Source organism: Pelomonas baiyunensis, from assembly GCF_043555935.1.
Lineage (GTDB): Bacteria > Pseudomonadota > Gammaproteobacteria > Burkholderiales > Burkholderiaceae_C > Pelomonas > Pelomonas baiyunensis.
The window spans coordinates 226,591-239,246 of sequence record NZ_JBIGIB010000007.1 but is presented as its reverse complement, the minus strand read 5'-3'; the positions used below and the strand labels follow the sequence as shown (position 1 = coordinate 239,246).

Genomic DNA, 12,656 nt, shown 5'->3' with positions numbered 1-12,656 from the left:
GTGGTGAGCGACTTGATGTCAGCCACCTCGATGGCGCGCAACTGGTCGGTGTTGAGCGACGGGGCTTGCACCGAGGTGAGCGCGGCGACCTGGGTGGAGGTCAGGGCCACCATGTCGGCGGTGGTCAGCCCTTTGATCTGGTCAGAGTTCAACGCGGCAATCTGGGCCGTGCCCAGCGCTGCGATCTGCTCGGTGGTGAATGCGTTGACGTCAGCGGAGCTCAGGCCCCGTAGCGCCACGGTGTTGATCGCTCGCAAATCTTCCGTCTGTAGGGCGCGCAGCTGGGCGCTGCTCAAGATGCCCAGTCCGTCGGATGTGATGACAGCCGCTTGTGCCGTGGTGAGGGCCACCAACTGGTCACTGCTGAAGGCAGCCCAGTCCTCGGTCGTGAAGTCACGGATCGTCGTGGTCGTGAGGCCAGGGATCCGGGCGACCGGGATGTAAGGAACGATGGTTGCCATAGCTATCTCACCTGCAAGCTGTGACCGCTGCCCCGTTGGCAGCGATTCTGTAGACCGTTGAAATGGCCGCACGCCGACGCTGCAATGCAGCGCGACGTTCGGCGGCTTTCATGGCCCGCAATCGGTTATCGGGCTGGTTGCGATTAACTTGAGTAAAACCCGTGTTAACCCGTATCCAACCTTCAAACTGGACTTTCGAGGCTTCCGCTGGCTTGCGGTTGGGCCTCTTGATCCAGGCTTTGCGATGCTAGGGATTCAGCGGGGGTTTCACCACCCAATAAGGGTGAGGAAACGGTGGCAGTTCACGCTGCTGGTGTTGGTGCGCCAGCGGCGTTTTGCGTGGCTCGCAACCCATTTTGAAAGTGGGCTTCCACAAGTTTGCGGACGGATTCGGCGTCGCGTGCGGCCATGGCCGCCAGGATGGCGCGGTGCTCTAGCAGAGATTCATGGAGCCGACCCTCCAGAAATAGCGAATGATGGCGGTTCAATTTCATCAATCGACGCAAATCTTGAACGATTTGCATGCGCCAGCGGTTGCCTTCGATTCGAAGAATTTCTTGATGAAACTCTTCGTTGGCCGCGAAGAAATGATCGCGATCTGGCAAAGCGTCTTCGAGCTTTTGGTGAAGCTGGCTCAATAGCCCCAATTCGTCGTCAGTCGCTTTAATTGATAAATTCGCTGCCGCATCGCTTTCAAGCAAGGCCAGCAGTTGGTATGCCTCGCGCACGTCGCGTTCGCTCATTTCCGTGACGTAGGCGCCGCGCCGCAATTTCATGGTCACCAATCCCTCGGCGGCCAATACTTTCAGCGCTTCGCGCATCGGGGTGCGGCTGATGCCCCACTCGGCGCACAGGGCAAGCTCGTCGATCCACGCGCCAGGCTCGAGTTCGCGGGCCATGATGCGGTGGCGCAAGCGCTCCGCCACCTGCTCGTACAGGGCGAGAGAGGCCAGGGGGGAGGCAGTCGGGCGCGTCATGCGGTGGGGCGTTTGTCAGGTCAGTGTAGCGATTCTGAATTCATAATTATGAATGATGGCTGGGCTAAGATGCCGCGCCAGTTACAGGAGACTTTCGATGTCGGATGACAGCCGCCAGGGTTCAGCCCCTGAGTTCAAAGAGGCCACGCTGGAGCAATGGGCGAAGGCGGCTGCGAAGTCGGCGCCGGGTGGCGATGTGTCAGCGCTGAACTGGACGACGCCGGAAGGGCTGACCGTCAAGCCGCTGTACACCGCGGCCGATGTGGCGGGGCTGCCCCATGCGGACACGTTGCCCGGCTTCGAGCCCTTTGTGCGTGGCCCGCAGGCCACGATGTACGCCGCTCGGCCCTGGACGATTCGGCAATACGCCGGGTTCTCGACCGCGGAAGAAAGCAACGCGTTCTACCGCAAGGCCCTGGCCGCCGGCGGACAGGGCGTGTCGGTGGCGTTTGACCTCGCCACCCACCGCGGCTATGACAGCGACCACCCGCGTGTGACCGGCGACGTCGGCAAGGCCGGCGTGGCCATCGATTCGGTGGAGGACATGAAGATCCTGTTCGACGGCATTCCGCTGGACAAGGTGTCGGTCTCCATGACCATGAACGGTGCCGTGCTGCCGGTGCTGGCCGGCTATGTGGTGGCCGCCGAAGAGCAGGGCGTGGGCCAGCAGCAGCTGGCCGGGACCATCCAGAACGACATCCTCAAGGAGTTCATGGTCCGCAACACCTACATCTACCCGCCGGAGCCGTCGATGCGCATCGTCGGCGACATCATCGAGTACACGGCGCGGGCCATGCCCAAGTTCAACTCGATCAGCATCTCCGGCTATCACATGCAGGAGGCGGGGGCCAACCAGGCCCTCGAATTGGCCTTCACGCTGGCCGACGGCCAGGAGTACGTGAAGACGGCCATGGCCAAGGGCTTGAGCGTGGATGACTTCGCGCCGCGCCTGAGCTTCTTCTGGGCGATCGGGATGAACTTCTATCTCGAGATTGCCAAGATGCGCGCGGCGCGCCTGCTGTGGTGCCGCATCATGAAAGGCTTCGGCGCCACCAACCCCAAAAGCCTGATGCTGCGCACGCACTGCCAGACCTCCGGCTGGAGCCTGACCGAGCAGGACCCGTACAACAACGTGGTGCGCACCACCATCGAGGCCATGGCCGCCGTGTTCGGCGGCACGCAGAGCCTGCACACCAACTCGCTGGACGAAGCCATTGCGCTGCCCACCGAGTTCAGCAGTCGCATCGCCCGCAACACCCAGCTCATCATCCAGGAAGAGACCCACATCACCAGCGTCGTCGACCCCTGGGCCGGCAGCTACATGATGGAGAAGCTCACCCAAGACATGGCCGACAAGGCCTGGGCCATCATCGAAGAGGTGAACGCCCAGGGCGGCATGATCAAGGCGGTGGACTCCGGTTGGGCCAAGCTCAAGATCGAGGCGAGCGCGGCCGAGAAGCAGGCGCGCATCGATTCGGGTGCGGACGTCATCGTGGGCGTCAACAAGTACAAGCTCGCCAAGGAAGACCCGGTCGAGATCCTGGAAGTGGACAACGTGAAAGTGCGCGAGGCCCAGATCGAGCGGCTGCGTCACATCAAGGCCACCCGGGACACCGCCGCTGTGCAGGCCGCGCTGGGCGCGCTGACCCGCGCCGCCGAGAACGGCGAAGGCAACCTGCTGGACCTGAGCATCCAGGCCATGCGGCTGCGCGCCACAGTGGGCGAAGTGAGCGATGCGCTGGAAGCGGTGTTTGGCCGCCACCGCGCCGACACGCACAAGGTCAGCGGCGTCTATGCGGCGGCCTACGACTCGGCCGAGGGCTGGGCCAAGCTGCAGGGCGAAATCGCAGCATTCGGCGAGGAGCAGGGTCGCCGCCCGCGCGTGATGATCGCCAAGCTCGGGCAAGACGGCCACGACCGCGGCGCCAAGGTGGTGGCCACGGCCTTTGCCGATCTGGGCTACGACGTGGACATCGGCCCGCTCTTCCAGACCCCCGAGGAATGCGCCCGCCAGGCCATCGAGAACGATGTGCATGCCGTGGGCGTGTCCACCCTGGCCGCGGGCCACAAGACCCTGGTGCCGGCCATCATTGCCGAGCTCAAGAAGCAGGGGGCCGACGACATCATCGTGTTCGTCGGCGGCGTGATTCCGCAGCAGGACTACGGCTTCTTGTATGAGGCCGGCGTCAAGGGCATCTACGGCCCGGGCACGCCGATCCCGGCCAGTGCGAAGGACGTGCTGGAGCAGATCAAGGCCCAGGTCAGCGGAGTGCCAGCTTGAACCTGGCCCTGGCGCCGGTCGTCGACGACGACTTCGAGGCGATGCTGGCGCTGCGCATCGAGGCGCTGCGCGAAAGCCTGGAGCGGCTGGGCCGCTTCAACCCGGACGTGGCCCGGGCCCGGCTGCGGGCGCAGTTCCGCCCCGAGTGGATGCGCCACCTCGTGCGCGACGGGGAGCGCGTCGGCTACTTCACCGTCGAGCCGCGCGAGGGCGAGTTGCGCCTGCAACACCTGTACCTCACCCCGGCCGCACAGGGGCAGGGCATCGGCGCCTGGGTGATGGACCACGTCAAGGCGCGGGGGCTGCCCATCTCGCTGGCCGCGCTGCGCGAGAGCCGCGCGAACGACTTCTACCGCCGCCACGGCTTCCGGGTCGTGGAGGAGCAGGAACTCGACATCGAATACCGCTGGGAGCCCGCACCGTGAGCGACCTCGCTCAACGGTTGCAGGCGGGCGAGCGCCGGGCGCTGGCCAAGGCGATCACGCTGGTCGAATCGACCCGCGCCGACCACCGCGAGCAGGCCGATGCGCTGCTGACCGCGCTGATGCCTGCCACCGGCCAGTCGCTGCGCCTGGGGATCTCCGGCGTGCCGGGCGTGGGCAAGAGCACCTTCATCGAGGCCCTGGGCATCTACCTGCTGGCACAGGGCCACCGCGTGGCCGTGCTCACCATCGACCCGTCCAGCAGCGTGTCCGGCGGCGCCATCCTCGGCGACAAGACGCGCATGGAAAAGCTATCCATGGACACCCGCGCCTTCATCCGCCCGAGCCCGAGCGGCGGCACGCTGGGCGGCGTGGCCGAGAAGACGCGCGAAGCCCTGCTGCTGTGCGAGGCAGCGGGGTTTGACGTCGTCATCGTCGAGACGGTCGGCGTGGGCCAGAGCGAGACGGCGGTGGCCGGCATGACCGACCTCTACCTGCTGCTGCAACTGCCCAACGCCGGCGACGACCTGCAGGCGATCAAGAAGGGCGTCATGGAGCTGGCCGACCTCGTCGTCATCAACAAGGCCGACCTCGATGCCGCCGCCGCCACGCGAGCCCAGGCCCAGATCACGTCCGCGCTGCGCCTGCTGCCCACGCACGCACAGACCGTGCAGCGCGTGCTGCAGGTGAGCGCGCTCAAGAGCGACGGCATTGCGCCGTTCTGGGCGGCCGTAACGGCACTGCGCGCTGACCGCGAGGCGTCAGGCGCCTGGGCCGCCAAGCGGCGGGATCAGTCGCTGGCGTGGATGTGGGAGCGCATCCAGGCCGGGCTCAAGCAGGCCTTCGTCGCGCACCCCGGCGTGCAGGCCCAGCTCGACGCCACCACCGCCGCCGTGCGCGAGGGCCGCACGCCGGCGTCCACCGCCGCCCGCCAGTTGCTCGCCACCTTCCGGAGCGCCCCATGATCACCGGCCTGCATCACATCAACCTGCGTGCCCCGGAGGACCTGCTCGCCACGCTGCGCGACTTTTACCGGGATGCCCTCGGCCTGGAGGTCGGCCCGCGGCCAGACTTCGGCACCGCCGGATTCTGGCTCTACGCCGGCGGTCACCCGGTGCTGCATCTGTCGACGCAACTGCCGCACGAAGTGCCGCGCGGCCCGGTCAACCCCGACGTCCCCAGCACCTACGACCACACGGCCTTTGCCGGTACCGACCCGGCCGCCACGGCCGAGCGCCTGCGCGCGCAGGGCGTGGCCTTTCGCGAATCGCGCTCGCCCGTGACCGGCCAGCACCAGTTCTTCCTCCAAGACCCCGCCGGCAACGGCGTGGAGATCAATTTCCCGTTCTGACGAAAGCGTGACCACCATGCACGACATCCTGCAAGCACTCGAAGCCAAGCGCGCCCTGGCGCGGCTGGGCGGCGGCGAGAAGCGCATCGCTGCGCAGCACGCCAAGGGCAAGCTGACCGCCCGCGAGCGGCTGGAGCTGCTGTTCGACGAAGGCAGCTTCGAGGAGTGGGACATGTTCGTCGAGCACCGCTGCGTCGACTTCGGCATGGCCGACAACAAGATTCCCGGCGACGGCGTCGTGACGGGCTACGGCATGATCAACGGGCGTCTCGCGTTCGCCTTCAGCCAGGACTTCACCGTCTTCGGCGGCGCACTGTCCGAGGCCCATGCCGAGAAGATCTGCAAGGTGATGGACCAGGCCATGAAGGTCGGCGCGCCGGTCATCGGCCTGAATGACTCGGGCGGTGCGCGCATCCAGGAGGGCGTCGCCAGCTTGGGCGGTTATGCCGACGTCTTCCAGAAGAACGTGCTGGCCTCGGGCGTCATCCCGCAGATCAGCATGATCATGGGCCCGTGTGCCGGTGGCGCGGTGTACTCGCCCGCCATGACCGACTTCATCTTCATGGTGAAGGACAGCAGCTACATGTTCGTCACCGGCCCCGAGGTCGTGAAGACCGTGACGCACGAAGAAGTGACCGCCGAGGAACTGGGTGGTGCGCTGACGCACAACACCAAGAGCGGTGTGGCGGACCTGGCCTTCGAGAACGACGTGGAAGCGCTGCTGATGCTGCGTCGCTTCTTCAACTACCTGCCGCTGTCCAACCGCGAGAAGGCGCCCGTGCGCCCCAGCGGCGACCCGGCCGGGCGCCTCGACATGTCGCTGGACACGCTGGTGCCCGACAACCCCAACAAGCCCTATGACATCAAGGAGCTGATCCTGAAGGTCGTCGACGACGGCGATTTCTTCGAGCTGCAGCCCGACTACGCCAAGAACATCGTCACCGGCTTCGCCCGCATGGAAGGGCAGACGGTGGGCATCGTCGCCAACCAGCCGCTGGTGCTGGCTGGGTGCCTGGACATCAAGAGCAGCATCAAGGCCGCGCGCTTCGTGCGCTTCTGCGATGCCTTCCACATCCCGGTCGTCACCTTCGTCGATGTGCCCGGCTTCATGCCTGGCACCTCGCAGGAGTACGGCGGCATCATCAAGCACGGCGCCAAGCTGCTGTACGCCTACGCCGAGGCGACGGTGCCCAAGATCACCGTCATCACCCGCAAGGCCTACGGCGGTGCCTACGACGTGATGGCCTCCAAGCACCTGCGCGGCGATGTGAACTTCGCCTGGCCGAACGCCGAGATCGCGGTGATGGGCGCCAAGGGCGCGGTCGAGATCATCTTCCGCGAGGACAAGAAGGACCCCGCCAAGCTGGCCGAGCGCGAGGCTGAGTACAAGGCCCGGTTTGCCAACCCGTTCGTGGCCGGTGCGCGGGGCTTCATCGACGACGTCATCCAGCCGCACGAAACGCGCAAGCGCATCTGCCGCAGCCTGGCGATGCTCAAGGACAAGAAGCTGGACAACCCGTGGCGCAAGCACGGGAACATCCCGCTCTGACGTGTCGACGGACGCCATGCCCAAGGCCACCTGCGCCGCCGAGGCCAAGTGCCTCACGGACATCCCCAACATCGGCAAGGCCATGGCCGCCGACCTGGTGGGGCTGGGGCTGCCCACGCCGGCGCACGTGAAGGCCATGGACCCCTTCAAGACCTACGACCGTCTGCGCGACCCCATGGGTCAGCGCCACGACCCCTGCGTGCTCGACACCTTCATGGCGGCGCACTACTTCATGAACGGCGGGCCCGCCCAGCCGTGGTGGAACTTCACCGAGCAGCGCAAGAAGCTGCTGGGTCAAACGAAATAACGAGGCTCAACATGTTCACCAAGATCCTGATCGCGAACCGCGGTGAAATCGCCTGCCGCGTGATTGCAACGGCCCGCAAGATGGGCATCCAGACCGTCGCGGTCTATTCCGAGGCCGACAAGGACGCGCGCCACGTGGAACTGGCCGACGAGGCCGTGCTGCTAGGCCCGGCGCCCTCGCGCGAGAGCTACCTCGTGGCCGACAAGATCATTGCCGCCTGCAAGCAGACCGGCGCGCAGGCCCTGCACCCGGGCTATGGCTTTCTGAGCGAAAACGAGGACTTTGCCCGGCGCTGCGAAGAGGAGGGCATCGTCTTCATCGGCCCCAAGCACTACAGCATCGCGGCCATGGGCGACAAGATCGCGTCCAAGAAGCTCGCCAACGAAGCCAAGGTCAGCACCATCCCGGGCCACAACGAGCCGATCCTGACGCCCGAGGAGGCCGTGTCGATCGCCCAGCGTATCGGCTATCCGGTCATGATCAAGGCGAGTGCCGGCGGTGGCGGCAAGGGCCTGCGCGTGGCCTTCAACGACAAGGAATGCTTCGAGGGCTTCACGAGCTGCCGCAACGAGGCGCGCAACAGCTTCGGTGATGACCGTGTCTTCATGGAGAAGTTCGTCGAGCAGCCGCGCCACATCGAGATCCAGGTGCTGGGCGACTCGCAGGGCAACGTGGTCTACCTGCACGAGCGCGAATGCTCCATCCAGCGCCGCCACCAGAAGGTCATCGAGGAAGCGCCGTCGCCCTTCATCAGCGAGGCCACCCGCAAGGCCATGGGCGAGCAAGCCGTGGCGCTGGCCAAGGCCGTGAAGTACCAGAGCGCCGGCACGGTGGAGTTCGTCGTCGGCAAGGACCAGGACTTCTACTTCCTGGAGATGAACACCCGCCTGCAGGTGGAGCACCCAGTGACGGAGTGCATCACCGGGCTGGACCTGGTGGAGCAGATGATTCGCGTTGCCGCCGGCGAGCCGCTCAGCTTCACGCAGGCCGACATCAAGCGCGACGGTTGGGCCATCGAATGCCGCATCAACGCGGAAGACCCGTTCCGCAACTTCTTGCCGTCTACCGGCCGACTGGTGCGTTACCAGCCGCCTGAGGCCCACATGGTCCAGGCGGAGCCCGGCCGCTTCGGCGTTCGGGTGGACACCGGCGTTTACGAAGGCGGCGAGATCCCGATGTTCTACGACTCGATGATCGCCAAGCTCATCGTGCACGGGAAGGACCGCACCGAGGCGATTGCCAAGATGCGTGAGGCGCTCAACGGCTTCGTCATCCGCGGCGTGTCCAGCAACATCCCCTTCCAGGCCGCGCTGCTGGCCCACCCGGACTTTGGCACCGGCAACTTCAACACCGGCTTCATCGCGCAGCACTACGCGAGCGGCTTCCGGGCCGAGGACGTGCCGCATGACGACCCGCTGTTCCTCGTCGCCCTGGCGGGCTTCATCCGCCGCAAGGCTCGTGAACGCGAGGCCGGCATCAGCGGCCAGCTGCCCGGCCACGAGGTGCAGATCGAGCACGACTACGTGGCCGTGGTGAACCTGGGCGGCGGCAAGACCGAACAGCACCCGCTGCGCATCACCGAGTTCGCCGGTGCGCTGGGCGAGGCGCGAGTGCAGGTCGGCGACAAGGACTACCGCATCGTCAGCCGCTCGCGCCTGAACGATGTGCGCATCGCCGGCACGGTCAACGGCCTGGCCTTCACGGCCCAGGCGGAGCGCGGCACGGCCAAGAACCCGCTGGCCTACCGCATTCAGCATGGCGGCCGCTCGGTGGAACTGACTGTGCTGAGCCCCCGCGCGGCCGAATTGCAGGCGCTGATGCCCTACAAGGCGCCGCCGGACACCTCCAAGCTGCTGCTGTCGCCCATGCCGGGCTTGCTGGTGAACCTGGCGGCCCAGGTGGGCCAGACCGTTCAAGCCGGCGAGCGGCTGGCGGTGATCGAGGCGATGAAGATGGAAAACATCCTCACCGCCGTGCAGGACGTGACGGTGGCCGAGGTGCTGGCCAAGCCGGGCGAGAGCCTGGCGGTGGATCAGCCCATCCTGCGTTTTCAATGACCCAGGCCCAACAGCGACTGCGGGAGATTCCCGGCCGCTGCAGCTGCTGCGCCAGCCGCTCAATGAATGAACGCTGAGAGCATTGCCATCGTCGGCGCCGGGGTTGCGGGCGCGGCCGCCGCTGTTCGCTTGGCCGAGCGGGGTGTGGCGGTCACGCTGTACGAGGCCGTGCATGAGCCCAAGCCCATCGGCGCGGGTCTGCTGCTGCAACCCACCGGCCAGCGCGTGCTGGCGGCCATGGGCTTGCTGGACGAAGCGTTGGCACTGGGCATCCGCGTCGATCGCCTGTTTGGCGACACGCCCTCCGGCCGCACGGTGCTGGACATGAGCTACCGGCGCTTCCACCCCGAAGCGTATGGCCTGGGTCTGCAGCGGGGCGCCCTCATGGGCCTGCTGTGGCGGCGCGTTCGGGCGCTGGGGGTTCCCTGGGCGTGCGGCGCGGCGGTGGAGAGCTTTCAGCAAGACGGCGATGGCGTCACGCTGCAACTGGCGGGAGGGCGCACCGCCCGCCACGCGGCGCTCATCCTGGCCAACGGCAGCTTCTCGCGGTTGCGCGAGGGCATGCGGGTGCGGCAGAGCGCCCGCCTGTTTCCGTGGGGCGCGGTCTGGACGGTGCTGCCCGCGCCGGCAGGGTTTCCGCAGATCGAACTGCGCCAGCGTTTTCGCTCCGCGTCACAGATGCTGGGCCTGATGCCGGTGGGCAAGGCGCATGCAGAGGACGTCGAGCGTGGCATCAACGTGTTCTGGAGCTTGCCCGTGGCTTCGCTGGACGGTTGGCAGGAACGCATCGGGTTGCAGCCGCTGAAGCAACGCATGACCGACCTGTTTCCCGAGGTCGAACCGTTGCTGGCTGGTCTGACCGAACCCGTCCAACTGCGCGAGGCGCGTTATGCCGATGTGCACATGGCGCGCTGGCATGACGGTCGCGTGCTGGCGATGGGCGACTGCGCGCACGGCATGAGCCCGCAGCTGGGGCAGGGTGCCAACATGGCGCTGATCGATGCCCATGAACTCAGCGCCGAAGTGGGCACAGGTGGCACTGGCGGCAAAGACGACTGGCCCGAGGTGTTCGCCCGCTACACGCGCCGGCGACGCGCCCATTTGCGCTTTTATGAGCAGGCCAGCCGCGGGCTCACGCCCATGTTCCAGTCCGACGCCGTCGTGGCGCCCTGGCTGCGGGACCGTTTCTTTGGCTGGGGCGGCCGCCTGCCCTACATCCACCAACAATCCATTGCGACCCTGGCCGGCTACAAAACCGGCTGGCTGTGGGGCCGCCTCAAACTGTGAGTCACGCCATGAGCACCTCCCGCCCGTTCAAGATCCTCGGCCTGCAGCAAATCGCCATTGGCGGGCTCGACAAAGGCAAGCTGCGCCACCTCTGGACCGATCTCTTGGGCGTGCCGGTGACCGGCAACTTCAAGAGTGAGCGCGAGAACGTGGATGAAGACATCTGCACGCTGGGGCAGGGCGCCCACGCGGTGGAGGTGGACCTGATGCAGCCGCTGGACCCCGACAAGAAGCCGGCCGTGCACGCCACGCCGCTGAACCACATCGGCCTGTGGGTGGACGACTTGCCTGTGGCCGTGCAGTGGCTGGAAGCGCAGGGTCTGCGCTTTGCCCCGGGCGGCATCCGCCGCGGCGCTGCTGGCCACGACATCTGCTTCGTGCACCCCAAGGGCAACGAGCAATTTCCGTTTGGCGGAGAGGGCGTGCTCATTGAGTTGGTGCAGGCGCCGGCGGATGTGGTTCAGGCGTTGAGCCGCGGCTGACGGCGTCGGGCAGGGCGGCCAGAATGCCGGCCTGCTCTTGCCAATCTCATGCGCCCATTTGCCTTTCCCGCCGCCTGCACCGCCGCCTGCACCGCTGCCTTGCTCGCAGCCATCCCCGCTGCCGCTTGGGCTTGGGGCAACCACACCCCGATGTGCTACCGGGCCTTCGAGCGCATGCCCGAGGTGGCCGGTGCCGCGCCCGTAAAAGCTGAGCCCCTGGCGGACTTTCTTCGAGCGCAGGAAGGCGCGATTGCCAAGGTGCTCGACGCGCAGGAGGCTTGGGCACGCGAGCATCTGAAGCACCACGCCGCGCGGCCGGAGGCCTTGCGTTGGGTGGCCAGCCCGGGTGCCAGCGATGCCGAGCGTCGCGCTGCGTTCCTTAAAGCCGCACGCCTGTCGCCGCAGTCGCGCTTGGCGCTGTACCTGCAGCTGGACCCGCGCGAGCCGGAGTCTGGCCGCCCCGCGCTGGACGCCGTGGCCGTGAGCTCGGCGCCGCCCTCCAAGGGCGGCACACAGCGTTTCGTGGCCCTGCAGGCGGGGCAGGCGGTGTCGCCCCTGGCGGTGCTGGCCTCGGCTTGCGACGAGCCGGACTACGGGCACGACCTCAACCTGTTCGACGACAACCCGGGCCACCCGGCCTACGGCTTTGGCAAGCAGCCTTTCGGCAACCCGGCGGTGGCCGTCGGCTCGCAGGCGCCGTTTCACATGGGCTTTTTCCATCAAGGGCCTGTGTTCAACACGCTGGCGCCCAGCTTCGCGCGCACCTTCACCGAGCTGCGCGTGCAGCATTACAGCGCCTTGGCCGTGCTGGCCTGGCAAACCGGCCACGCCTACTGGGGCTGGCGATTCGCCGGCATGGCTTTGCACCACGTGGAAGACCTGACACAGCCTTATCACGCCAGCGCCGCGCCGGGGGCGAGCCTGGGCACCATGATGTGGGTCAACCTCAAGGCTCAGCTGGGCGCACCGGCCGACCGGCAGGGCTTGGTGGTGCTGCAGGGCAACCGCCACTTCGTGCTGGAGCAGTTCCAGACCCGCTGGATTCTGGAAAGCGCCCGCCAGCGCCGGGACGGGCCGCTGGAAGTCGCGCTGCGCGACCTGGCTCAGGACGGGCGCTACCCGCCCTGGAGCCCGAGCTACGTGCGTGAGGTGGTGGCCGCGCAGGCCCATGCGGCCGGGCCGGAAACGGACGCTGCCGTGGTGGTGGGCGCGCCGGCGCGGTTTGTGTCTGACCCCAATTTCGATTTCGCGGCGAATGAGGCTCAGTTGGGGCCGGAGCTGGCGCGAGACCTCCAGAGCCAGCGCGATGGCCTGCACCGGGTGATTGCCGACCTGCTCGGCCACTTCGGCGCCCACAGCCGCAACGCCTTGCGGGGCATGCTGAGACAAGTGTCGCAACCTGTGCGTTGAATTTCGCAAAATACGAAACCAACGTCGTTTTCTGGCGCAGAATCGCCTTCTTCACGAAGGCTATGCTGGAGT

General features: G+C 66.7%; 11 protein-coding genes and 1 pseudogene. 10 read left to right on the top strand and 2 right to left on the bottom strand.

Going from position 1 to position 12,656, the window contains the following annotated elements:
- Positions 1 to 461, bottom strand: a pseudogene (locus tag ACG01O_RS21415) (heme utilization protein); the annotation flags it as partial.
- A 302-nt stretch (positions 462 to 763) separates the two neighbouring features.
- A complete protein-coding gene (locus ACG01O_RS21410; RefSeq protein ID WP_394387541.1) occupies positions 764 to 1,438 on the bottom strand; it encodes a GntR family transcriptional regulator in 675 nt (224 codons plus the stop codon).
- A gap of 97 nt (positions 1,439 to 1,535) precedes the next feature.
- Here ACG01O_RS21410 and scpA point away from each other — a divergent pair, with 97 nt between their 5' ends.
- From scpA to ACG01O_RS21360, 10 genes are all read left to right on the top strand, one after another.
- Positions 1,536 to 3,719, top strand: coding sequence for a methylmalonyl-CoA mutase (gene scpA / locus ACG01O_RS21405; RefSeq protein ID WP_394387539.1), 2,184 nt, complete (start codon positions 1,536 to 1,538; stop codon positions 3,717 to 3,719).
- The gene (locus tag ACG01O_RS21400) at positions 3,716 to 4,144 is read left to right on the top strand and encodes a GNAT family N-acetyltransferase (RefSeq protein ID WP_394387537.1); all 429 of its coding nucleotides are present in this window, start codon (positions 3,716 to 3,718) and stop codon (positions 4,142 to 4,144) included. Before scpA ends, ACG01O_RS21400 begins: the two co-directional genes overlap by 4 nt.
- A complete protein-coding gene (gene meaB, locus ACG01O_RS21395; protein ID WP_394387536.1) occupies positions 4,141 to 5,106 on the top strand; it encodes a methylmalonyl Co-A mutase-associated GTPase MeaB in 966 nt (321 codons plus the stop codon). Before ACG01O_RS21400 ends, meaB begins: the two co-directional genes overlap by 4 nt.
- Entirely contained in the window at positions 5,103 to 5,492 is a 390-nt protein-coding gene (locus ACG01O_RS21390) for a VOC family protein (protein ID WP_394387535.1), read from the top strand. Before meaB ends, ACG01O_RS21390 begins: the two co-directional genes overlap by 4 nt.
- Before the next feature lie 16 nt (positions 5,493 to 5,508).
- Positions 5,509 to 7,041, top strand: coding sequence for an acyl-CoA carboxylase subunit beta (locus ACG01O_RS21385; RefSeq protein ID WP_394387552.1), 1,533 nt, complete (start codon positions 5,509 to 5,511; stop codon positions 7,039 to 7,041).
- 1 nt (position 7,042) lies between these two features.
- Positions 7,043 to 7,348, top strand: coding sequence for a helix-hairpin-helix domain-containing protein (locus ACG01O_RS21380; RefSeq protein ID WP_394387534.1), 306 nt, complete (start codon positions 7,043 to 7,045; stop codon positions 7,346 to 7,348).
- Positions 7,349 to 7,359: 11 nt separating this feature from the next.
- On the top strand, positions 7,360 to 9,405 hold the full coding sequence (accC, locus tag ACG01O_RS21375) for an acetyl-CoA carboxylase biotin carboxylase subunit (RefSeq protein ID WP_394387533.1): 2,046 nt from the start codon (positions 7,360 to 7,362) through the stop codon (positions 9,403 to 9,405).
- A 66-nt stretch (positions 9,406 to 9,471) separates the two neighbouring features.
- Positions 9,472 to 10,692, top strand: a complete 1,221-nt coding sequence (locus tag ACG01O_RS21370; RefSeq protein WP_394387532.1) for an FAD-dependent oxidoreductase — start codon at positions 9,472 to 9,474, stop codon at positions 10,690 to 10,692.
- A gap of 8 nt (positions 10,693 to 10,700) precedes the next feature.
- Positions 10,701 to 11,174, top strand: coding sequence for a VOC family protein (locus tag ACG01O_RS21365; RefSeq protein ID WP_394387531.1), 474 nt, complete (start codon positions 10,701 to 10,703; stop codon positions 11,172 to 11,174).
- A gap of 48 nt (positions 11,175 to 11,222) precedes the next feature.
- Entirely contained in the window at positions 11,223 to 12,584 is a 1,362-nt protein-coding gene (locus ACG01O_RS21360; protein WP_394387530.1) for a hypothetical protein, read from the top strand.
- Positions 12,585 to 12,656: the final 72 nt, after the last annotated feature.

Coding starts and splice junctions, on each gene's coding strand:
- ACG01O_RS21390 (WP_394387535.1), top strand. CDS start 5,103: ATGATCACCGGCCTGCATCACATCAACCTGCGTGCCCCGGAGGACCTG.
- ACG01O_RS21385 (WP_394387552.1), top strand. CDS start 5,509: ATGCACGACATCCTGCAAGCACTCGAAGCCAAGCGCGCCCTGGCGCGG.
- scpA (WP_394387539.1), top strand. CDS start 1,536: ATGTCGGATGACAGCCGCCAGGGTTCAGCCCCTGAGTTCAAAGAGGCC.
- ACG01O_RS21360 (WP_394387530.1), top strand. CDS start 11,223: ATGCGCCCATTTGCCTTTCCCGCCGCCTGCACCGCCGCCTGCACCGCT.
- ACG01O_RS21410 (WP_394387541.1), bottom strand. CDS start 1,438: ATGACGCGCCCGACTGCCTCCCCCCTGGCCTCTCTCGCCCTGTACGAG.
- ACG01O_RS21365 (WP_394387531.1), top strand. CDS start 10,701: ATGAGCACCTCCCGCCCGTTCAAGATCCTCGGCCTGCAGCAAATCGCC.
- ACG01O_RS21370 (WP_394387532.1), top strand. CDS start 9,472: ATGAACGCTGAGAGCATTGCCATCGTCGGCGCCGGGGTTGCGGGCGCG.
- accC (WP_394387533.1), top strand. CDS start 7,360: ATGTTCACCAAGATCCTGATCGCGAACCGCGGTGAAATCGCCTGCCGC.